Origin of the sequence: Scrofimicrobium canadense (genome assembly GCF_009696615.1) — a bacterium.
GTDB lineage: Bacteria > Actinomycetota > Actinomycetes > Actinomycetales > Actinomycetaceae > Scrofimicrobium > Scrofimicrobium canadense.
This window is the reverse complement of sequence record NZ_VULO01000001.1, coordinates 134,508-155,078: the sequence shown is the minus strand read 5'-3', so window position 1 is coordinate 155,078 and position 20,571 is coordinate 134,508. Positions and strand designations below refer to the sequence as shown.

22 protein-coding genes are annotated in these 20,571 nt (G+C 54.2%); 8 read left to right on the top strand and 14 right to left on the bottom strand.

The window, feature by feature from the left end; translation table 11 throughout:
• Positions 1-7 precede the first annotated feature (7 nt).
• On the top strand, positions 8-928 hold the full coding sequence (locus FYJ24_RS00800; protein ID WP_318656405.1) for a 1,4-dihydroxy-2-naphthoyl-CoA synthase: 921 nt from the start codon (positions 8-10) through the stop codon (positions 926-928).
• 21 nt (positions 929-949) lie between these two features.
• Here the strand turns inward: FYJ24_RS00800 and FYJ24_RS00795 are convergent, their stop codons facing one another.
• A complete protein-coding gene (locus tag FYJ24_RS00795) occupies positions 950-2,374 on the bottom strand; it encodes a L,D-transpeptidase (protein ID WP_154542661.1) in 1,425 nt (474 codons plus the stop codon).
• A gap of 76 nt (positions 2,375-2,450) precedes the next feature.
• Between FYJ24_RS00795 and FYJ24_RS13280 the strand changes: the two genes are divergently transcribed.
• Together FYJ24_RS13280 and FYJ24_RS00785 are read left to right on the top strand one after the other, a co-directional pair.
• Positions 2,451-3,470, top strand: a complete 1,020-nt coding sequence (locus FYJ24_RS13280; protein WP_206192413.1) for an AMP-binding protein — start codon at positions 2,451-2,453, stop codon at positions 3,468-3,470.
• Between the two features lie 8 nt (positions 3,471-3,478).
• On the top strand, positions 3,479-4,348 hold the full coding sequence (locus FYJ24_RS00785) for a 1,4-dihydroxy-2-naphthoate polyprenyltransferase (RefSeq protein WP_154542657.1): 870 nt from the start codon (positions 3,479-3,481) through the stop codon (positions 4,346-4,348).
• A gap of 75 nt (positions 4,349-4,423) precedes the next feature.
• Here the strand turns inward: FYJ24_RS00785 and FYJ24_RS00780 are convergent, their stop codons facing one another.
• The 6 genes from FYJ24_RS00780 to FYJ24_RS13275 form a co-directional block, all read right to left on the bottom strand.
• Positions 4,424-5,821, bottom strand: a complete 1,398-nt coding sequence (locus tag FYJ24_RS00780; protein WP_154542655.1) for a uracil-xanthine permease family protein — start codon at positions 5,819-5,821, stop codon at positions 4,424-4,426.
• A gap of 143 nt (positions 5,822-5,964) precedes the next feature.
• The gene (locus FYJ24_RS00775; protein WP_225871888.1) at positions 5,965-6,783 is read right to left on the bottom strand and encodes a DUF3097 domain-containing protein; all 819 of its coding nucleotides are present in this window, start codon (positions 6,781-6,783) and stop codon (positions 5,965-5,967) included.
• The gene (locus tag FYJ24_RS00770; protein ID WP_154542653.1) at positions 6,773-7,507 is read right to left on the bottom strand and encodes a glutamine amidotransferase-related protein; all 735 of its coding nucleotides are present in this window, start codon (positions 7,505-7,507) and stop codon (positions 6,773-6,775) included. The genes FYJ24_RS00775 and FYJ24_RS00770 overlap by 11 nt, the downstream gene beginning before the upstream one ends.
• Positions 7,508-7,522: 15 nt before the next feature.
• Positions 7,523-8,215: an anaerobic ribonucleoside-triphosphate reductase activating protein gene (locus FYJ24_RS00765; protein ID WP_154542651.1), complete on the bottom strand. Its 693-nt coding sequence runs from the start codon at positions 8,213-8,215 to the stop codon at positions 7,523-7,525.
• On the bottom strand, positions 8,215-10,056 hold the full coding sequence (locus FYJ24_RS00760; RefSeq protein WP_154542649.1) for a ribonucleoside triphosphate reductase: 1,842 nt from the start codon (positions 10,054-10,056) through the stop codon (positions 8,215-8,217). Before FYJ24_RS00760 ends, FYJ24_RS00765 begins: the two co-directional genes overlap by 1 nt.
• 145 nt (positions 10,057-10,201) lie before the next feature.
• Positions 10,202-11,077 carry a phosphatase PAP2 family protein gene (locus FYJ24_RS13275; RefSeq protein ID WP_206192412.1) on the bottom strand — a complete coding sequence of 292 codons (876 nt, stop codon included), beginning with the start codon at positions 11,075-11,077 and terminating at the stop codon, positions 10,202-10,204.
• A gap of 108 nt (positions 11,078-11,185) precedes the next feature.
• On the opposite strand from FYJ24_RS13275, the gene FYJ24_RS00750 reads away from it, so the two are divergent.
• From FYJ24_RS00750 to FYJ24_RS00740, 3 genes are read left to right on the top strand one after another with little or no spacing between them, the layout of a single operon-like run.
• Positions 11,186-11,638 carry a histidine kinase gene (locus tag FYJ24_RS00750; RefSeq protein ID WP_154542645.1) on the top strand — a complete coding sequence of 151 codons (453 nt, stop codon included), beginning with the start codon at positions 11,186-11,188 and terminating at the stop codon, positions 11,636-11,638.
• Complete coding sequence (locus FYJ24_RS00745) at positions 11,635-12,126, top strand: YbjN domain-containing protein (protein WP_154542643.1); 492 nt, start codon at positions 11,635-11,637, stop codon at positions 12,124-12,126. The genes FYJ24_RS00750 and FYJ24_RS00745 overlap by 4 nt, the downstream gene beginning before the upstream one ends.
• Positions 12,123-14,519 (top strand): DEAD/DEAH box helicase, encoded by a 2,397-nt coding sequence (locus FYJ24_RS00740; RefSeq protein ID WP_154542641.1) that lies wholly within the window; start codon positions 12,123-12,125, stop codon positions 14,517-14,519. Before FYJ24_RS00745 ends, FYJ24_RS00740 begins: the two co-directional genes overlap by 4 nt.
• On the opposite strand, the gene FYJ24_RS00735 is transcribed toward FYJ24_RS00740, so the two are convergent.
• The 5 genes from FYJ24_RS00735 to FYJ24_RS12760 all read right to left on the bottom strand — a co-directional run bounded on the left by FYJ24_RS00735 (position 14,520) and on the right by FYJ24_RS12760 (position 16,117).
• A complete protein-coding gene (locus tag FYJ24_RS00735) occupies positions 14,520-14,870 on the bottom strand; it encodes an Rv3654c family TadE-like protein (protein ID WP_206192411.1) in 351 nt (116 codons plus the stop codon). It lies immediately after the preceding gene.
• A complete protein-coding gene (locus FYJ24_RS00730) occupies positions 14,867-15,214 on the bottom strand; it encodes a pilus assembly protein TadE (RefSeq protein ID WP_154542637.1) in 348 nt (115 codons plus the stop codon). Before FYJ24_RS00730 ends, FYJ24_RS00735 begins: the two co-directional genes overlap by 4 nt.
• Positions 15,211-15,381 carry a DUF4244 domain-containing protein gene (locus FYJ24_RS00725; protein ID WP_225871902.1) on the bottom strand — a complete coding sequence of 57 codons (171 nt, stop codon included), beginning with the start codon at positions 15,379-15,381 and terminating at the stop codon, positions 15,211-15,213. Before FYJ24_RS00725 ends, FYJ24_RS00730 begins: the two co-directional genes overlap by 4 nt.
• Before the next feature lie 204 nt (positions 15,382-15,585).
• Positions 15,586-15,789, bottom strand: a complete 204-nt coding sequence (locus tag FYJ24_RS12765; RefSeq protein WP_225871887.1) for a hypothetical protein — start codon at positions 15,787-15,789, stop codon at positions 15,586-15,588.
• 163 nt (positions 15,790-15,952) lie between these two features.
• On the bottom strand, positions 15,953-16,117 hold the full coding sequence (locus FYJ24_RS12760; protein WP_225871886.1) for a hypothetical protein: 165 nt from the start codon (positions 16,115-16,117) through the stop codon (positions 15,953-15,955).
• A gap of 73 nt (positions 16,118-16,190) precedes the next feature.
• On the opposite strand from FYJ24_RS12760, the gene FYJ24_RS13270 reads away from it, so the two are divergent.
• Positions 16,191-16,919, top strand: coding sequence for a helix-turn-helix transcriptional regulator (locus FYJ24_RS13270; RefSeq protein ID WP_206192410.1), 729 nt, complete (start codon positions 16,191-16,193; stop codon positions 16,917-16,919).
• Positions 16,920-16,926: 7 nt separating this feature from the next.
• Here FYJ24_RS13270 and FYJ24_RS00710 read toward each other — a convergent pair whose 3' ends face one another.
• Both FYJ24_RS00710 and FYJ24_RS00705 read right to left on the bottom strand, forming a co-directional pair.
• Positions 16,927-17,334 carry a type II toxin-antitoxin system VapC family toxin gene (locus FYJ24_RS00710; RefSeq protein ID WP_206192409.1) on the bottom strand — a complete coding sequence of 136 codons (408 nt, stop codon included), beginning with the start codon at positions 17,332-17,334 and terminating at the stop codon, positions 16,927-16,929.
• Complete coding sequence (locus FYJ24_RS00705; protein ID WP_206192408.1) at positions 17,331-17,567, bottom strand: type II toxin-antitoxin system Phd/YefM family antitoxin; 237 nt, start codon at positions 17,565-17,567, stop codon at positions 17,331-17,333. The genes FYJ24_RS00710 and FYJ24_RS00705 overlap by 4 nt, the downstream gene beginning before the upstream one ends.
• A 178-nt stretch (positions 17,568-17,745) precedes the next feature.
• Between FYJ24_RS00705 and FYJ24_RS00700 the strand changes: the two genes are divergently transcribed.
• A complete protein-coding gene (locus FYJ24_RS00700; protein ID WP_154542635.1) occupies positions 17,746-20,283 on the top strand; it encodes an InlB B-repeat-containing protein in 2,538 nt (845 codons plus the stop codon).
• Positions 20,284-20,571 lie beyond the last annotated feature (288 nt).

Here is a 20,571-nt window from a genome sequence, read left to right as displayed (position 1 = left end):
TGCTTTCGTGACTGAGATTTCAGATGTTTTCGATCCCGCTCGATGGACGCCCGTCGAAGGATTTTCTTTTACGGACATCACCTATCACCGTGGTATTTCACGAGGCGATGCGGATGGGGCACCAAGAGGTACTCTTTTGCCGTGGGTTCGCATAGCCTTCAACAGGCCTGACGTTCGCAACGCGTTTAGGCCACAGACCGTTGACGAGCTGTTGTCAGCGCTCGATGATGCCCGCCAAAACTGGCAAGTAGCCGCAGTTATCCTTACTGGCAATGGTCCCAGCCCCAAAGATGGTGGCTATGCCTTCAGTTCCGGGGGCGACCAACGCGTACGGGGGAAGGCCGGCTATCAGTACAGCAATGACCCCGGACAAAACGGGCGTTTGCACATCTTGGAAGTCCAGCGCCTTATCCGAACTATGCCCAAGCCCGTCATAGCCGCGATTAATGGTTGGGCGGCGGGTGGAGGGCATTCGCTGGGAGTCGTATGCGACCTAGCCATCGCCTCCCGAGAACATGCACGTTTCATGCAAACTGACGCTAACGTGGGGTCCTTCGACGCCGGCTATGGTTCTGCAATGCTGGCTAGACAGGTGGGTGACCGCCGGGCCAGAGAGATATTTTTCCTCGCTCGCCCTTATACAGCCGAGCAGGCTGAGGCGTGGGGTGCAATCAACGAAGCTGTCCCCCATCACCAACTCGAAGAAACCGCCATCTCCTATTGCCAAACGATCGCAACCAAATCTCCCCAAGCAATACGCATGCTTAAGTATGCATTCAACCTTGCTGACGACGGGTTAGCCGGTCAGCAGATATTTGCTGGAGAGGCCACCCGATTGGCATATATGACTGACGAGGCGGTCGAGGGTCGGGACGCATTCTTGGAGCATCGCAGCCCTGACTGGTCGCGATTCCCCTACTACTATTAGAACGCTTCCAGAGGTGCTCACTCAGTAGCGACTGATGACCTTTGTTCCCATATCGGCCCAGTCATAGATAAACTTCGCCTCATCCACAGGCATATTAATGCACCCGTGCGAGCCCCCAGGTCCGCTCCACCCAAAAGAGGAACGCCACGGAGCGCCGTGGAATCCGTAGCCACCTGAGAAGTAACTCACCCATGGCACATCTTCTGTGACGTAGGGCGTTCCGTCAGCATTCTCCCCACGCATTGTCTGCACGTCGTACTTGAGGTAAATGTTGAACTCACCAGTGATGGTTGGAGTCTCTGGGGCGCCTGGAACCATATAGAAGGGACCTCCCACGACTTTAGCGCCCTCATAGGCTGTTACCGTGTTGGTCGTTAAATTGAGGTCAATCCATTTTTCGTCGGCGGCTGCGCGGTAGGCCAGATCTTTCGTGGCAGGATCAGCTGGGCGATCCTCCCACTTTCCTTCCTGCTCCACATAGTCAAATGTGGCGTATACCGGATTCCCATTCGACAATCCCTGCGTGATCGCGTCAGTAATCGCATCGGCATTCGAGACCACCCAACCAGACTCAGGTCCGTGCACTGTCGCTACGACCTGACCATTTTCGTCCACATTCCTGTAGCCAGGTACCGGGTCGATGTCGGTTTGGTCACCAAATTCGTCCACCCATTTCTTTATCGCTTCACGATCAAGGGACGGGGTTAGAGTTTCCTTATCAAAGGTCACCCATGTTGCCTTGGTTGCCGCGTCAGGGCTTCCGCTGGTTCCCTCACCATCGTCGATTATCACTTCAGGAACGATCCAATTATTTGCGGTTGCTGCCGCCGTTTCTGCAATATCAGTGGTTACGCGGGGTTGCTGGTCCGCGGTCATTGCTTTGACGGGGCTATCCCATAGGTTTCTTGCAGATTCTGCCAAAGCCGTTTTTAAAGAATCCGCATCGATTGCTCGACCAGCCTTCGACCCCGACACTACGAAGCGGTTTCCATCAAAAGAGATACTGGCATCGGCTGCAATGTCTGCATCAGCAATGGGCAAAGTACTAGCGAAAGAGTCGACAGTCACCTCGTCAACATCAACGATGGGATCTACCACCCGTGATCCAAACATTCCTCCCAATAGTTGGAATATTGAGGTGTTGGGAGAAAAGACTTCGTCAGCCGTACCCTGAATGTCGATACTGACGCCGGTTTCTTGTGGGGTAGCTTCAACGTTCGCATCGCCAACTGTCACCGTGAGGGTCTTTTCGGACGCTTGCTGAAGCGCCGATTCCAATTGTTCGCGGTTCATACCAGAAACGTCTAGAGTGCCAACACTGGTTCCTGGAAGCACCCGCGAAACATTCGACAGATAGATTCCGAAAAGAGATGCCGCAACCAGTAGAAGTGCCCCTAAAACGACCACGAGCACCTTATTGCGCTTAGAACTCCAGAAATTTGCCATATCGTATGTAATCCTACCGGTGGAGTGTTCGTGGTACTTTGTGGCGTTGATGACGTGGGCCTGCTTTAGTAGAGAGGTGACAGATCTTATTGCCCCCACGCCAGCCGCAACTATGAGTCTCTACCGAGAGATTGAGGAGAGGCTGCAAGCAAAACACCCCGCCCCACTCATTCTCACCCATGCGCGACTTCCAGAGCATATTCGCCTCCCCGATGTCATCATTGAAACCTCAGGGTCAACACAAGGAAGACCTGAGCTTGTAGGACTGTCATGGAAAGCACTGCGCAGTTCGGCTGAAGCAACCTGGGATTACTTGCAAGAGCCGGGACAATGGTGGCTGCGCTTACCCATCAATAAGATCGCTGGCTTCCAAGTATTGGTGAGATCAGCAATCGCGGGCATCCCTCCTTCGCTGACGCCTGCTGGGAGTTCTTACACTGCAGTTGTTCCCACACAAGTACGTCGAGATCCCGATATTCTGCGCTCAATGAAAGCCGTCTTGGTAGGAGGTGCTCCTTCGCCTGGACTACCCGATAATATTCCCTTCATTCGCACCTACGGGATGACAGAAACTTGTGGTGGTTGCGTCTATGATGGCGTACCGCTTTCCGGCACCCAGGTCCGTATTGATGACGGGAAAATTCTCCTTGCGGGACCGATGCTCATGGAAGGCTACTTGGGTTCACAGAGTCCCTTTATCGAAGATGGCAACACCCGTTGGCTAGAAACGGGAGACATTGGAACTCTTGACCAAGGTCGATTGACTGTTTTGGGGCGTGCTGATGACATCATCATCTCGGGCGGAATCAACATCGTTCCATCGCTGGTCAAGTCAGTGATTCTGCAGAAATTCCCTGATCTTGAAGTTGAAGTGATGGGTGTCCCCGATCCAGAGTGGGGAGAGGCAGTATGCGCTGTTGTGGTGGGACATCATGGCGGGGAGGAAATAGTCTTAACTCTTGAAGGACACATGCGGCCACGAATAGTGGTTCACCTACCACAAATGCCTCTTCTCTCTAACGGAAAGATCGATAAAGCGGCCCTCCGTCATGCCGTTGACGAGCAGATTCGCGCTGGACGTGCTTGGCGACGTTGAATAGTCACATGCGGATTAGAGATTGGTTAGAAGGTGCGCGCTTACGCACACTTCCCGCGGCAGTAGCTCCTGTATTCGTGGGGATGGGCGGTGCGGCAGCATTGGGGGACCTGTCGTGGGGAAAATCAGCGTTGGCATTCGGTGTGGCGCTATTCCTGCAAGTTGGTGTCAACTTTGCCAATGACTATTCCGACGGCATCCGGGGCACTGATGCTCATCGCGTTGGCCCCCAACGCCTCACTGCATCAGGAGTCGTTTCCCGGTCCACCGTCCTTGGCCTGGCTCTGTCCTGTTTCGCGGCCGCAGGGGTTCTTGGTCTTTGGCTGGTTGTTTGGGCTCAGACATGGTGGATGCTCGCGGTTGGGTTATTAGCTGTTGCCGCAGCATGGTTCTATACCGGAGGAAAACGCCCCTACGGCTATGCAGGTGTTGGCCTATCTGAGCTCATGGTTTTCATCTTCTTTGGACTTGTTGCGACTGTAGGTACTGCCTGGGTACAGAGCTACTCAGCGCCATGGTGGTTATGGGTAGCGGCCAGCGGCATTGGCCTTGCCAGTGTGGCTTTACTGCTGGTGAACAATATCCGCGATATTCCTACCGACTCAGAAGTGGGAAAAAAGACTCTATGCGTTCGCATAGGTGACAAGGCATCGCGGTGGTTGTATGCCATCACGATGGTGGTGTCTGTTGCCTGCGCAGCGATCGCCACAGCCTGGTGGATGGCTCTGCCTATGGCTGCATGTGCCACACCTGGCCTGGTGCAGGTGATGCGCGGCAGCAAAGGAAAAAACCTGCTTGGTGCTCTGCGCAATACGGGCCTCTATGCGTTGGCCTACGGGATTCTGGCGGGGCTAGGGCTCGCGCTGCTCCCCCTCTGAATTCTTGCCGAGTGCGTGATTTTTGCTAGTTTTCGTCGTTGAAATTGGTCAAAATCACGCACTCAACAATGGGGATTAGATATTTTCTTCTGGAAGAACGCCGTCCAGGCCATCATCCACATTGTGTCTGCGACGGCGTGCATACGGATCATTTTCTAGCTCTGATCCAGCTGGCGCTGATGCTGGCGAGGCGGCCTCAAGGTTTGTGCCACGGAGTTTCGAAATTCCACGCATCACATGGTAGACAATCAGGGCTGCGGCTGTACCTAGGGCGATCCCAGCAAATTCCATTCCCGCTGGCTGCCAGACAAATCCGCCGATAGCTACGATCAACGAGATCGCAGCCGTGTTGAGATTGACTGGGTCTGAGAAGTCGACCCGGTTTTGCACCCAGATACGCACTCCGAGCATGCCAATCATGCCGTAGAGAATAGTGGCAGCTCCGCCGAGTACGCCGGCAGGGATGGTGGCGATAATCGCTCCAAATTTTGGAAGTAATGACAAAACGAATGCCATACCTGCTGCCACTAGATAGGCGGCCGATGAGTAGACTCTGGTCGCAGCCATTACCCCGATATTTTCAGCATATGTCGTGGTTCCTGATCCCCCACCGGAACCCGCCAACATTGTCGATATTCCATCTGCGAAGAGAGCGCGTCCCGTCAGGTCGTCAAGGTTCTCTCCGGTCATTGCCGATACTGACTTTACGTGTCCAACATTTTCGGCGATGAGTACGAAAACGACTGGAAGGAATAGTCCCAATGTCGAGGCGTCGAATGCCGCCGCGTGAAATTCCGGTAGTCCGAACCAAGCAGCGTCGCTCACGGCCTGAAAATCTACTTCGTTCCCCAGTACCGCCGCAATATAGCCAATAAGCACACCGAAGAGGATAGCTAGCCGTCCTATGATCCCCTTGAACAGCACAGTGATCAGAAGGATCGAGCATATAGTGATGAGACCAGTACGGGGTGCTTCTTTAAACCAATCCCAAGCCGCTGGGGCCAGGTTGAAACCAATAAGAGCAACGATTGCCCCCGTCACAGTTGGCGGCATTGCCCGATCGATCCATTCCACTCCTGCAAAGTGAACGATGATGCCCACAATAGCTAGTGTTGCACCGACCGCAATGATGCCGCCTAGAGCATAGGATGCGCCCATGGACTGGGAAACCGCAGTGATAGGTGCAATCAGCGCAAATGATGAACCTAAGTATGAGGGCAGACGTCCGGCAGTGATAAAGAAGAAAAGGACTGTTCCAATAGCGGTAAAGAACAGCGTTGTATTAGGTGGGAAACCAGTAAGAAGTGGCACCAGGAATGTTGCACCAAACATGGCAACAACATGCTGTGCACCAATCCCCACAGTTCGAGGCCACGTGAGCCTCTCACCTGGCATGACAACCTCGCCCGGAGGAATTGACTTGCCGTTGCCGTGTACTTTCCAGCGCAGCTTGATTGCCTGCGAAGTGCTCATGGGATTCCGATCGTTGTTTGTACGCTCGGAATCCCAGATTATGCCGTGAGCGAGAGTGGATGCAACTGGCTCTCAAACACTTCTTTAGCTATCCCCTCGAATAAAACGCTGTCCCGGCGGGAAATATCACACTGGCATAGGTATTAGGACACTGTGATAGACGAGGGGGAAGTAACAAAGTCGATGAGTTCTTCTACACGACCTAACAGAGCAGGTTCGAGGTCACGGAAGTCTCGCACTCGGGAGAGAATATGCGACCATGCCTCACCCGTTGTGCATCCCCAGCCAAGAGCCTCGATTGTGCCTGTTTTAATGTCAGTACCACGGGGAACATGCGGCCACTGTGAGATTCCGAACCGAGCAGGTTTCACCGCTTGCCACACGTCCACATAGGGGTGTCCCAACACCAAAACATGGTCAGGCCACTGCGACATCGCTGCTTGCGCGATACGAGTCTCCTTCGAACCTGGAACCATATGATCCAAGAGAACTCCTGCTTTAGCATGAGCGCTGGGGCCGAAAACAGTCAGCACATCCTCAAGATGATCCGCACCATCAAGCATCTCGACTGCAATGCCTTCAAGTGCCAGATCCGCACCCCAGACATGTTGCACAAGCTCAGCATCGTGTTTTCCTTCAACCCAGATTCGACTGGGTTTAGCCACTTGGGCTCGCGCTCCAGTGACTGCACGGGAGCCAGAGTTCGTGCGCGATACTTTCGCTGCCGGACCTCGGGCAGGAACCAATGTGATGGGTTTGCCTTCAAGCCAAAAACCTGGACCTAGAGGAAAGGCACGTCGTTTCCCCCGCCGGTCTTCCAGCTCTACTACCCACATGCCACCGGATTTTTCGTGATTTGTCACCGCTCCAACGAATCCAGATGCCGGGTCTTCTAACACCATGCCTATCTCAACTGGAACCTCAGGAAGAGGAACCGTCGGGCGTGAAAAACTATGAGCCAAAGTACTTTACAAATTGACGCAGAATACGACCTGCCAGGTGGTTGCCTTCAGTATGGCGTCCAGTTCCTACGAGCATGTCGGCATCACCAATACCAAAGTCACCAGCATCAGCATAGGCTTCTAGTTGCCGCTGGATTGCCTCAGCGTCGAGTTCCGGATTGAACTGGGTTGCGTACACGTATTTTCCGTGACGAAACATTTGGATTGGACAGTGCAGTGACCATGCTAGTCGGTGTGCACCCTCTGGCAGTTCTTCACATGACTCGGTGTGACTCACGTACGCAAAAAAGTCTTCTGGCATTCCTTCGAGGAGTGGGTCTTGTCTACCCTCCGAAGTCAGAGTGATCTCTGCGATAGAGGCCAACTCGGCGTGGTCCTCCCCTACGGTTGCCCCGATGGTCTGTCCAAGAATAGTCATTGCCGTGCCAGTAGCCAGACAGGGAATATCTGTGTCAAGAATCTGTTGGAAGAGGACCCTCAGTTCTTCCCCCACCCAACGTTGCGTGTGTGAGACTTTTCCATCGACTGTCGCATTACCGTAAGGGGAGCCTGCGACAAAGACTCCCCGGTATCGCGAAAGGTCAATCGGGGGCAAGCCAATGAGATCAAACTCAGCTAAGTCAAGCTGCTCCGAATCCAGGCCAGTCGCACGTAAATACGCCTGATATTCACTGTCCAGTGCCTCTTCATCGGGCCGGGTAGAAACTAACAGAAAGGGGTTCATAGACCTATCTTAGTTCTAGCGCACAGCAACGTGGTCGAATCCGAGTGCGCCGAGTCGCACTAATGCTTCGTCTTTTTCCCACTGAGGCGTAGGCCCCTTCCATAGGGATGCGCTAGGAGATTCCACAAGGCGCTGGAGCGCAAACTGTTTCACTCCTCGATCAAGGCACCATTGCGCCACAGCGACCGCATAGTCAATCCCACCCTTCCACAATGTCATACGCACCTCGTAGTCAACGTCATGACTAAGGAGTATTTCTAGTGCTTTTTCGGCTTTTTCCGCTGCAACTGGAGAGCCGGTGAGGCTCTGATAGTCAACAGGTGTGGCTTTGATGTCTAACCCAACCCAGTCAACTAGCTCTTGGTCCAGCAGTTCCCGCAAGCGATTAGGGAACGCTCCTGCCGTGTGAAGCCCTACCGCAAAGCCAAGTTCGCGGGTCTGCCGCACCGCTGGCAGTAGTGCAGGTTGGCGCGTTGCTTCGCCGCCCGAAAATACCATTCCATCCAGAAGGCCCCGACGGCGGCTAAGAAATGTGCGAACATCGTCCCAACTGACCATACCGGGCATTGCGCAGTCAATGATTGCCGTGTTGTGGCAGTAGGTGCATGCCCAGGGACACCCCTGCAAAAATGCTACTGCCGCAAGTTTGCCGGGCCAGTCGACTGTCGAAAGTCGCTGCAGCCCGGCAATCTGAAGTGAGTCAGGCATTAGTCTTGCTGCGCGAAGGCAGATACAAGGTCGCCGTGTTCTGATGCTGCTTCTTCAGTGAACATCTGTCGTTCCGCGTATTCCCCCTTCTTGCCGATATTGAATGATTGGACGGGGCGGAAGTATCCCATGACCCGCGTCCATACTTCACATTCCTGCTCACGCCCTGCGGCCTCACAATCAGCGCAGGTGAAATGCTCTCCCACCAGGTATCCGTGAACAGGGCATACTGAGAACGTTGGGGTGATAGTGATATATGGAACCTTGAAGGCCGTGAGACTACGCTTCACCATTTCTTTGCAAGCGTCCCCGTCGCTGATGCGTTCGCCCATGTAGAGGTGAAGTACCGTCCCCCCAGTGTATTTGCCCTGCAAGACTTCTTGGTCTTCCAATGCTTGGAAGGGATCGTCGGTGTATCCGACAGGCAGTTGCGAAGAATTGGTGTAATACGGCTGGTCTTCTGTTCCGGCCTGGAGAATATCGGGGAATCTCTTGGCGTCTTCCTTGGCGAAACGATACGTGGTGCCTTCTGCTGGTGTGGCCTCCAAGTTGTAGAGGTGTCCGGTGCTCTCTTGCAGTTCGACCATGCGGTCGCGCATATGGTCCAAAACCGCTACACACATGTCGAAGCCGAACTCATCGGTGAGGTCATACTGGTCGTTGGTGAAGTTGCGGACCATTTCATTCATACCGTTGACACCGATGGTAGAGAAGTGGTTGTCCAGGGTTCCCAGGTACCGCTTTGTGAAGGGGAATAGCCCGGTGTCGATGTGGTGTTGGATGGTTTCTCGTTTACGTTCCAGCGAAGCTGCTGAGATATCAATGAGCGAGTCCAACTCGGCCATGAGCGCGGACATATCACCCTTGAAGCGGTATCCCAGACGTGCCATATTGATAGTGACAACACCAACAGAGCCAGTTAGTTCAGCGGAGCCGAAGAGACCATTCCCTCGTTTGAGTAGCTCACGCAAATCGAGTTGAAGGCGGCAGCACATTGACCGAATCATGTGCGGGTCGAGGTCAGAGTTGATGAAGTTTTGGAAATACGGCAGCCCATATTTGGCTGTCATTTCGAAGAGACGATCAACGTTTTCTGTGTCCCAATCGAAGTCCGGAGTGATGTTGTAGGTGGGAATAGGGAAGGTAAATACGCGACCGTTAGAGTCACCTCCCATCATCACCTCAATAAATGCACGGTTAACCATGTCCATTTCTTCTTGCAGTTCCCCATAGGTGAAGTCACACATGTTCTCACCAATCATCGGGTGTTCTTCGCGCAAATCATCGGGGCATACCCAATCAAACGTGAGGTTTGTGAAGGGGCACTGCGAACCCCAGCGTGAAGGAACGTTGAGGTTGAAAATCAGTTCTTGCATGCATTGGAGTACCTCGTCGTATTCCATCCCGTCGGCCCGAATGAAGGGAGCCATGTATGTGTCGAACGACGAAAACGCTTGGGCTCCTGCCCACTCGTTCTGGAGGGTGCCTAGGAAATTTACTATTTGCCCACAGGCAGAAGAAAAGTGCCGTGGTGGTTCCGAGGCAATCGATCCCGTCACCCCGTTAAAACCTTCCTGAAGCAGACGTTTGAGTGACCATCCAGCACAGTAACCTGAAAACATGTCGAGATCATGAATGTGAATGTCACCATTGCGGTGCGCTGCCCCTGCACGCGGAGAATAGATCTTTTCAAGCCAATAGTTGGCAATCATTTTTCCGGCAGAGTTGAGGATCAACCCCCCTAGCGAATAGCCCTGATTGGCATTGGCGTTGACGCGCCAGTCTGATTTTTCGAGGTACTCATCAATAGTGCCGATAGCGTCAACGTCATAACGAGACATGGTTCTCCTTCAACTATCTGGGTCCTGTCGGTGGATTGCCACCGATTTTCCATTGTTCACCACACCCCCTACATGTTGTGGTGCGAATCGCCGATGCAAACTAGATGTAGTGTTCGAAGAATTACATCCACGTAATTTAACGGGACTATTGTCCTAGCTTCCCGGGGCGGGCGAGGCGGTCGACACCAACCATCACAAGCGCTTGCACCCCCCATGGGAGGAACATTGCCGAGACAGCAAACAGTCTTCCCGAAATTGTTGGGGCGCCCACTAGCGACACCAGGTCGGGATAGGACTGAGAATATGGAAGGATCCCTCGGACAGACAATACCGCCAGTAATGTCACAGCGAAGGCTGAGAGAAAGAACACCCACGCGGAAATAAGTCCCAGGTGTGTTGCTCGATTAGCGCGGCGCCTATCCTCTTCGACCGGAGCCAACGCGAAAGTCCACGCAGCAACGATAAGAATGGATGCGATGGTATCTGCTGGGCGATGCCACCCTTGAGCAACAACAACAAGAGACATCAAGCCTGTCCACACGGTGCCAAACAGTGCCGCAGCCGAACGAAATGCCTTGGGCGCAACCACAACAAGGGCGGCAGATACTCCTGCGGCAAATGCGGTATGCCCAGAAGGGTAGGAATTTTGCAGTGACCAACTGACGTTGAGTTCAGGACGAGACAACGCAGCTTTGACAATCTGCACCATAAGGTTCGATGCCGCCACGATGATGACAGCCCGAATTCCTAACGCCGGTCGGCGCCTCCATAGTGCGACTCCTGCCACACCTGCAGCAACGACGATAAGTGCGGGAAGCGACACCAAATTGGTGAGAAAGTCAAGACCCTCAGGAATAAGTGCGGCACGTTCTTTGAGCGCTTCCATTCCTAGATTGTCGAGGTTTTGTCCAGCAACTGTATAGAGAGCACCCCACGTCAAAACCAGCAGAAGTGCGACGGACACGAGCACTGCTGCAACTCGCGCAGTTCGCGCCCTGCGATGAGGTAAGGCTTCTAACACGAGTCCTATAATCTCACGTCTTCGATTTCGCGGTCTCAACCCACCGTGCATACTCCACTGACAGCCCATAGTCTAGGGGCGAACACAATTGCGAAAGGAGGTGCCTCGATGCATCAAGAGAATTCCCTAGCTCCTATTGACATTCACCGACTTGGGGCACTTCTGCGCACCCGAGGTCGCAATTACGTCAGCAAGACGGATCTCACGTTGTGTGTCGAGGCAGACAATGCTTTCTACTTTTGCAGTGTGGAGAACCCCCACGTGCTACAAATCAGTACCCAATGGCGCGGTATCGCCTTGTGTGACGAAGATTTCCAGTCTCTACGCCAATCCGTTCGTACCTGCAATTCTACGTGTGCTTTTCCTAAGGCGTATATGGTTCCTGTTCCTCCACATGGCCGTTACACAGTGGGCGCTGAATGCAATACCCTTATCAGCCGAGGTCTCAGTGAAGCTCAATTTTTCGGTTTTGTTGAACGATCCCTTGAGTCACTCAACGCTTTTCTTACCGTCGTAGAGCGACGGCTGCCCCACCTGGTCACGTGGAAGGCCGCGGTATGAAGCCCCATCTCTATGCATTACCCACGGACCCAAATGTTGCTTACCCCGTCGAAGAAGACCGGCTCATGAGGACACTGGATGCTCTTGGTTACCTAATCGAAAACTCCGACACTGACATGCCTCAGGTCAACACAGATGGGGTACCTTTTAGAATCACAGTTGATCCGCGACTAAGGTTCTTTTCTTTACGTACAACGTGGCGGCCTGGTATTAGCTTTGCCGCTCATGAGGAGACATTATTTGCCGTTGCCGACGCATGGAATCGTGAGAGATACTTCCCTTCTATCTATTTGGTTCAGGCTCCCGATGGCAACGTTGAGGTTGTCATCGATTACATTGTGGATTGCCAAGATGGCCTCACAGATCAACAGCTCTCCGACGCTCTCCGAGTGGCCTTCCAAACTGGACCCGATGCTGTGTTTTATATTCAGGATGCCGCTGGTCCCCTTCTTGGGATAGGACATGAGAGTCCTATACTTCCGGAATGACTGATAGCACGACGTCCGCGTTGCTCGATTACTTGCGACGTTCAGGACCGCGCGACGGACGCCTCGTCAATATCACCGAAATACCTGGACGTGAAGCCGACACAGCGCCTTGGCCGTCATGGATTGCCGAGGATGTCCGTGAGGCCTATTCCTCCCTCGGCGTCCAGTCATTGTGGTCCCATCAGTATTTATCGTTGGAGGCATTGCACGATGGACGTGACGTTGTGGTTGCGACGGGTACCGGGTCCGGTAAATCACTGGTCGCTTGGGCGCCAATTCTCTCTGACCTTGCCGGTAAAATCTCTATTGAGAGATTGTCAGATGTGGGAAAAAGGCCCACGGCGCTCTACCTTGCTCCTACCAAAGCGCTTACCGCTGACCAACTCAAACACATCAACCGTCTTGGAAAGGTTCTTCCCCACGCAGTGCACGTTGCATCCGCTGACGGGGATACACCCCGGGAAGTGAAAAACTGGGCGCGAGGCAAAGCCGATATTGTTCTCAGCAATCCCGACTATCTTCACCACGTTATGCTCCCCGGGCACCAAAAGTGGAGCCGATTCTTAGCATCTTTGAAGTACATCATTGTCGATGAGCTGCACTATTGGAGAGGAATCACGGGTTCTCACGTGTCGCAGGTGATGAAGCGGTTGCTTCGGCTGGCCCGATCACTTGGCGCATCACCACAATTCATCATGCTTTCGGCAACCATTAAAAATCCGCAGGAGGTGGGGGCCGTGATGTCAGGGAAAGGTGAACCTGTCACCGTCACTGAGGACGGCTCCCCCAGCGGTAAGAGATATCTGGCGCTGTGGCAGCCATCATTGCGAGCGGACACAGAAAACATGAATGAATCGGCCAACGAAGAAGGCCTACCCACGTACACCACGGGAGACCTGCGCATATCGGCAACGACAGAAGCAGCACTTCTCACGACTGACTTTGTCGAACGCGGGGCCCGCGTTCTCACCTTCGTTCGGTCCCGCAGGGGTGCGGAAACTGTGGCGGCACAGGTTCACGATCGGACAAGTCTGCGCGGAAGGGAACCGGTCGCCGCCTACCGCGGCGGCTACCTACCTGAGGAAAGACGCGAGTTAGAACGACGACTTTCCGAAGGAGAACTACGAGCAGTTGCCACAACCAATGCTCTTGAACTAGGTATTGATATCTCCGGTCTCGATGCCACCATTACAGCCGGATGGCCAGGGTCCAGGGCCTCATTGTGGCAACAGGTGGGGCGAGCCGGACGAGCTGGCGAAGAGGGAGTCAGCGTTCTGATTGCATCGGATAATCCCCTTGATACGTATTTAGTAGCGCATCCAGATGAAATTATTGCCGATGTGGAAGCCAATATCCTGGACCCTACGAACCCATGGGTCCTAGCGCCACATCTATGCGCTGCCGCATCAGAACTACCCCTCACAGTGCGTGACCTTCCACTTTTTGGGTTGCATGATTCTGATCTTCTTGACCTCCTCACCACACAGGGCTATCTGCGAAAACGTGGGGACACATGGTATTGGAATATCACCTTGGAACAGCGACCCAGCGACCTCACCGATCTGCGCGGTTCGGGACGGGACGTGCAGGTGATCGAAGTCGATTCTGGTTCGGTCATCGGAACCGTCTCCGCGGATCGCGCTGACGCCGAACTTCACCCCGATGCCATCTACGTCCACCAAGGCCGCACCTATCATGTATTGGAGCTTTCGACCGTGTCTGCCGATGCTTCCGCGCGCATCGCCACGGTAGAACGAGTATCCACGCCTCTGCGCACGGGACCTGGAACGCACACTTCAGTGACGATCCTTGAAGAAAAACAGTCGTGGACATCCCCCGACGGATTAGTAACCTGGTCGCTGGGAGATACCCAAGTGACGACCCGCGTCACTGACTATGATCTACTTCGCCTTCCAGGCCTTGAGTTCATTTCTAACCATGAGCTCCACATGCCGGAGCGCTTTTTGCCGACTGTCTCGACCTGGTACACACTCAATCCCGGAGCGCTCGCTACCGCCGGACTTACAGGAGATATTCTTCCGGGGGCACTCCACGCTGCCGAACACGCAGCGATCGGCATGTTGCCACTACTAGCCACATGTGACCGCATGGACCTTGGCGGTCTTTCGACAGCTCAACACACCGAAACGCTGCTGCCCACAGTATTCGTTCATGATGCATTTTCCGGGGGCGCTGGCTATAGCGAATACGGTTTCGATCACGCCCACACCTGGATGGCAATGACCTACCAGGCGATTGCCCAGTGCTCATGTGAAGACGGCTGTCCCTCGTGCATTCAGTCACCGAAATGCGGAAACCGCAATCACCCGCTCTCGAAGGTTGGAGCCCTCACATTGCTTGAGTTCCTCTTGGATCGCAGTCCCGGACAATAATCACTCGGGTCCCGCGCGCGCCCTCGCCTCAACAGAGAACGACATTCCTAAAAAGGAAAATGGATATCTGACCTTCACCCAAATATCACCGAACTCTACCCAACACGACGGCGGTTCAGCATCATTATGAACTGCAGCAAGCGAAGCAATTTCACAGGCACTGGGATCGCCTATCATCAGCGCAGACGGCGAAGCATTGGCTGCCGCAAGCGCAGAAAGATCGGCCGCATTTTGCGCTTTTGTCTTCGCCACTAGAGCACCGGTTGCTCCGATCGACAGCATACCTATGAGGAGCAGCGCCGCCACGGTTCCCATTGCAGCAACCGTGGCGGATCCTTCCTGCGATTTCACTGAGACACCTCGGCAAGAGTTACTGCTTTGCACTGCAAAGAACCTATGTGAAGGCCTCCTAGTTCTAAAGCCGCAGATTCGACTCTCACCCGCGCCCATTGCTCACTTTTTGACGCAAACACCGAGAGGTCCCCGCCGAACGCATTTCGCGCAGCAGCATCGGCATCGGCACCAATGGAAAGCGAACGAGCTCCCTCTCTTGCAGCCTGGCAAAGACTCGCCTGGGTACGTACCGCCGCAACTGCGCACAGCACCATTCCTAGCACCAGGACAATGCCGACCATAGCCATAGCAAGTTCGACGGTCACCATGCCTGACTCGCTCTTTGGCTCCGCTTTTTTCATAGCGAAAGCGCCGACTGAATGATATTCGTCAGTAAGCTCTTGACACCCCCTGACTTCAATACCGCAATAAGTAGACCCGCAAAGCCAGCAGTTGCTATTGCACCGATGGCGTACTCCACCGTAGTTGACCCCTCCTCCGCTTCTGGCGATACCAAAGCACCTTCCATCCACAGCTGAGCATCAATAGTCGTCTTAAGTACTGCGTCATGCATTATTTCCTCCTCCATTAGTTGAGGCCGACCATCAGCCTCTTTTCTACTTTCGCCAATGAAGAGAAATAGACATAATCCCACCTGGGAAACCTCTGGATAACCCGCGAAGAATTGCGTGTGGACGAAGACTTCCCATGCCCCGACAACAAAGTAACTCGATTAGTCAGCAGTATTGTAGGCTGCCTCATTGATAATCTGGGCGAGCTCGTATGGGCGACTCCACATCGGCCAATGCCCCGTCGGCAGATCTATTGCATCAAGGCTATCCACGTCGGTCAACTCTACAAACATTGGATGTCCCGCTGCGGCCAATTTGAGTACTTCCTCAGCTGGCAACGAACAACACACCAATGTCGTTGGCACCAGATTTCTTCGCGCTCATGACAAGTCAACTACATCCCGTAAGACACTCGTAGGCTGAGACACAGCCGAGTCTCTGAAACGTACTAGATGGCGTGGCTGCAGACCTTCAAGACTGGCCTGTTGTGCCAAAACCTCAAAGTCAGGCAGGGGTATTTCCAAAACGCTAGTAGAGTCTTCGCGGGTCATTTGGCTCAAGCCCGGGCAAAGTCAGCGCCATGACACGATGCCCCAAATTCTCTAGTTCTTCGGCCACTGCTTGCCAGGCGTCAGCCCCTAACCAATGTCCCGAAATGAGAATCACATCGGCTCTGTTCTTTATATTTGTCATTAGTTCAGACTAGAAGAGCCGCCGGACAACCCTATGTCACTATTCTTGGCACCATTTCGGTGGTCTTGATCACGTGAAACGAGCCGAACGTCTCCACACCATTGTGGAAATGCTGCGCCGTAGCGGTGTACGTGGCTCCGCCGAACATATGGCCATCGAGTTCGGAGTATCCACTCGCACAATCAAAAGGGACTTAGATTCTCTCGAATCGAGCGGCGCTCCCCTCTGGTCCCGCCTGGGGCCGGGAGGCGGATACGGACTCGCTACCGTAGACACGTTGCCTCCAGTCAGTTTCAGCGCCAAGCAGGTTGCCGCACTCCTGGCAGCAGTCGCAGCGTCTCCGGACGCGCCGTATTCTGACATGGCATCAACGGCGATCGGTAAGATCCTTGACGCCGTCGACCCTCGCACACGCAAACAGGCTTTTGAGCGTGCCAATCGAATCTGGGTCAACACACCTCCAGTGTCACGAAGAGCAACCATGTCGGCGCTTGAGGAGACAATGGCAGACCAGAAGGTTGTACGGATAACCTATATTTCCGGTAACGACACACACTCCGAACGCACTGTCGAGCCGATACTTTTCGGCTCAACAGCAGGCTTTTGGTACTTGATTTGTTGGTGTCAGCTGCGAAAGGCAATACGTTTGTTTCGCTTAGACCGCATACAGTCCGCCACTGTCACCTCACGGCCCTGCAGCGGTCACACAATTAGCGAGGTGGGCCAACCACCGGAGCACTCACGTCCGGCGCTCCCGAAATATCGGTCACTAGACACTGAAGAAACGGACGGCCACCACTAGGGTCGACTTAGATGAAAGGGACCACTCGGAGGTCTAAACCTTCGATTCCCTCAAAGTCGCCGGGGTTACAGGTAAACAGTGGAATGGCATGAGCAATTGCAGTCGCAGCAATCAAAGCGTCATAGGCACGCGCAACTGGCTTACGCCCTGACCTTCGAAGCGATGCCGCTACACGCCCAAAAGCTCTGGCGCACTGATCATCAAATGGAACTGGAGAAAAGTCCGATTCAGCCTGTTGCAGGTGCAGTTGCCGTGCCACCCTTTCACCATCCGAAAGTGCAACTAGGGGGCCAACTGATAGTTCCGCCAGTGTAATCGCACTCACCAAACAGTTGTCAGGCAGTAGGTCGGGATCCGCAACCCGTCCCAATAAAATCACTGTGGAGGTATCGAGTATCCCTTCAGGGGCATTCACAGACTTGGGTCCATAACCTTGTCGATATCACATCGCATTTGCTGAATATCTACCCGTGGAAGATTCTTACGCCGGGCAATTAGTTCCGCAACAGAGGGACTAACTTGTCGCAGCGGACTAAGCTCTGCCACAGGCGCGCCGTCGCGAGTGATAGTCAACGACTCGCCACGATTCACGCGGCCAAGAATCGCCGCTCCATTATTTCGCAATTCCCGCATACTCACTCTATCCACATCCTTAATGTATCACCGGTGATACACCGGTGATAGTCCTCCAGATCGCGCCTACCGCCTGCGCCTCTAATAACAGATCGATGACGGAATAGTAGCTACAGTCTGAGCACTATTACGGGTATCATGGAAGCATAGCAAAAACCGGGGTAGACACACGTTTGGAAAGAAGATAACAATTATGGCAAGTAAATTGCGGGCAAAAGCCGCGCTCACTGTGTCGGTTCTTGCCGTCACGGGATGCGGCATCTCAACGACAGCGTGGTCAGCGGAACCTCCCCAAGAAGCCACGGAAACTAATGGCAGTCGCACTGACTGGCTGCCAGAACCGACAGATGATCTTGATGATCTGACTCTTCCCGTTCATCTTCCCGCCGAGGTGGCACAGATGGAGGCAGAGATTTCCCCCTCGCTAGTAGAGAGAGGGCTAGTCGATGGTGACGAGCCCAACGACCTAGATAACCGAAACGGGACGGGAACCTTCCGGGTGAGCGGAGATTTAGTCGGAACTTTCGATACTTTGACCCAGGCTCTAGACGCGGTCAATGATGACCCCGGGTCTGATTACACTCTTACTCTCACCGCTGATTTCAACGCTGACGATGCGGTCCCCGTAATACCGAGCGGAAAAAGGGTGACCCTCACTTCAGAGGAGGGGTCTGATTTCACTATATTCAGTCCCAGTGCGCGCCATTTGAGCGTCACTGGGGAACTAACGTTAGAGAATATTACCCTCGACGGCGTCGATACCGCTGGTGGTATTGACGTCATCAGTGGGGTGCTTACGGTTGGGCCGGGCACCTCGATACGGAACTGTAGGGAAGCAATCGGTGGGGCAATCTCAGCCCGACTGCACTCAACCGTGTCGATCACCGGTGGAGAAATCCGTGACAACACCGCTCGTAGTACCTATTTCGGAATTGGCGGCGGGGTCTACCTGCTGGAATCGGATCTGGAGATGAGCGGTGGAGTTATTTCCGGCAATGACGCGTGGCACGGGGGCGGAGTTTACGCTGCCAAGGGCTCAACCTTCGACTTCGACGGTGGTGAAATCCGCGCCAACACCGTGACAGCCTCAGGTGGAACCGGAACTGGGGGCGGTGTCTACGTTTATGCATCTTCAACACTCACCATGAATGGCGGGGTCATTGCGGACAATGTTGCTGAGAAGTGGGGTGGGGGCATCTACGCTGCGATCACTTCCCAGGTTCAGGGCGATCCTAAGACCGCTGCTAACGTCTTCATTCACGGGGGACAGATTGAAGGGAACACTGCTGAATACGGCGCCGGTGTGGCGGCACAGTATGTTGGGCACGTCACCATGGATGGCGGAGTGATCCGCGGCAATACCGCTTCTTACGGTGGTGGCGGGATTGCGGCTGTTGGCTCCTATTTCGAAGACCACGGCGTCGATCTTGCAGTCACCGGCGGTGAGATCAGCGGTAACTCTGCGGAGGTGTTGGGCGGGGGAATCTGGCTGCGGGGTTCGTTTACCTACCGGATTACCGCCACGATCGGCACTCTAGGCTCTGATTCCGGTCCGCTCATTTCTGAAAACCGCTCTCAATACGGCGGCGGCGTGGCAGTCTATTCGGATGACGATGCCAGGCTTGCTGACTTGGTAATGAACTCGGGAACTATTGGGGCTAACTTCGCGCAAAAGGAAGGTGGGGGCCTTGCCCTCATCGGGGGCATCGACGCCGCCTTGAAGGGCGGTCTCATCGGCGGACTAGGCGCGGCTAACGTTGCCGGACATGGGGGCGGAATAGCAACGCGGGGGTTGCCCAACGTTGACAGCCCCAACATCCTTGACGTGAGTGGAACCAACATTGCCGACAATTCGGCTTCAGTCGAGTCTGACCAAGACGATGACGAATTGGCAGGGAAAGGGGGCGGAATCTATCTCTCCTCTTCTGACCGGATGCGCCTGGAATCTGCGGTCACCGGTAACTCAGCCCGAAACGACGGCGGCGGCATTTATGTCAGCCAAACTGCTACCTTGGAAACAATCGGTGGTGCACAAATCACTGACAATGAAGCCGGAAAGGATGGAGGGGGTATATACACCGCGGACTTCGATACCTATGAGGACCTCACCCCGGCGGACTACCAGAACCTCACCACCTCTGATCAAACGGTCTTTGCGGATAATCAGGCCTCGCAGGGGTACCTGCCCCCTGAGATTGCCGCCGACTATCTCAATATTGGCTATGCCTCTACTAGTAGCGGCCCTTCAGGAAGCTACTCTAATCCTCTCAACAACTTGGACATCAACTATGTCGGTCCAACCCTTGGCGTGTCTATCAAATATCACGCTAACGGGGGAAGCGGCGCATTCACTAGCTCTTCAAGCAGTGGCTCGTCCTACCAGGTGCTCTCACCGGCGGAAACAGGCATAACCTGGGCTGGGCACAGGTTCGTTGGGTGGAACACGGCTTCTGACGGGTCGGGACAGTACTGGCAGCCGGGGTCAACAATGGTCGTTGACGGGGACGTCGATCTTTACGCGCAGTGGGTCACCGAAGGTGAACCGGGCCCAAGTGGACCTACCGGTCCCACTGGTCCCACCGGGACTGATCCTGACGTCCCAACGGTTCCAGAGGCCAATGATCTTTCCCGGACTGGCATCGATGCGGGGATACTAATCCTTGCGGGTGGTCTATTAGTAACTGGTTTGCTTTTGACGGCACGCTCAATCAACAAGCGGCGCTTTTCCTGAGTTTTCCCGGGGTCTTTTTGATGTAGTGGGCAACCACCCGCCTTGGGGATAGTTATCCCCAGGCAAAAACGGGGTGGTTTTCCACAGGTGGCAGGATTCGCACTTGGCACCCGTTCCTTTGACGGCAACAGTTGAGGGAGCGGGCCAAGGTGGCCTGCCTGATACCAACCAGATAGGAAAGACCAGTGAAACGATTATTCTCAGACCGTCTGCTTGGCGCCAGTGTTGCATCCCAGATTTGAGCTAATGATCTGGGCCCGGGTGAAAGCACCGATATTGAGGAGGGCT

Bases quoted from the DNA above. Each gene is read 5' to 3' on its own strand.
- FYJ24_RS00750 (WP_154542645.1), top strand. From the start codon at position 11,186: ATGCATCAAGAGAATTCCCTAGCTCCTATTGACATTCACCGACTTGGG.
- FYJ24_RS00700 (WP_154542635.1), top strand. From the start codon at position 17,746: ATGGCAAGTAAATTGCGGGCAAAAGCCGCGCTCACTGTGTCGGTTCTT.
- FYJ24_RS00740 (WP_154542641.1), top strand. From the start codon at position 12,123: ATGACTGATAGCACGACGTCCGCGTTGCTCGATTACTTGCGACGTTCA.
- FYJ24_RS00745 (WP_154542643.1), top strand. From the start codon at position 11,635: ATGAAGCCCCATCTCTATGCATTACCCACGGACCCAAATGTTGCTTAC.
- FYJ24_RS00770 (WP_154542653.1), bottom strand. From the start codon at position 7,507: ATGAACCCCTTTCTGTTAGTTTCTACCCGGCCCGATGAAGAGGCACTG.
- FYJ24_RS00760 (WP_154542649.1), bottom strand. From the start codon at position 10,056: ATGTCTCGTTATGACGTTGACGCTATCGGCACTATTGATGAGTACCTC.
- FYJ24_RS00785 (WP_154542657.1), top strand. From the start codon at position 3,479: ATGCGGATTAGAGATTGGTTAGAAGGTGCGCGCTTACGCACACTTCCC.
- FYJ24_RS00780 (WP_154542655.1), bottom strand. From the start codon at position 5,821: ATGAGCACTTCGCAGGCAATCAAGCTGCGCTGGAAAGTACACGGCAAC.
- FYJ24_RS00795 (WP_154542661.1), bottom strand. From the start codon at position 2,374: ATGGCAAATTTCTGGAGTTCTAAGCGCAATAAGGTGCTCGTGGTCGTT.
- FYJ24_RS00725 (WP_225871902.1), bottom strand. From the start codon at position 15,381: ATGGAAGGTGCTTTGGTATCGCCAGAAGCGGAGGAGGGGTCAACTACG.
- FYJ24_RS12760 (WP_225871886.1), bottom strand. From the start codon at position 16,117: ATGACAAATATAAAGAACAGAGCCGATGTGATTCTCATTTCGGGACAT.
- FYJ24_RS00765 (WP_154542651.1), bottom strand. From the start codon at position 8,215: ATGCCTGACTCACTTCAGATTGCCGGGCTGCAGCGACTTTCGACAGTC.
- FYJ24_RS00730 (WP_154542637.1), bottom strand. From the start codon at position 15,214: ATGAAAAAAGCGGAGCCAAAGAGCGAGTCAGGCATGGTGACCGTCGAA.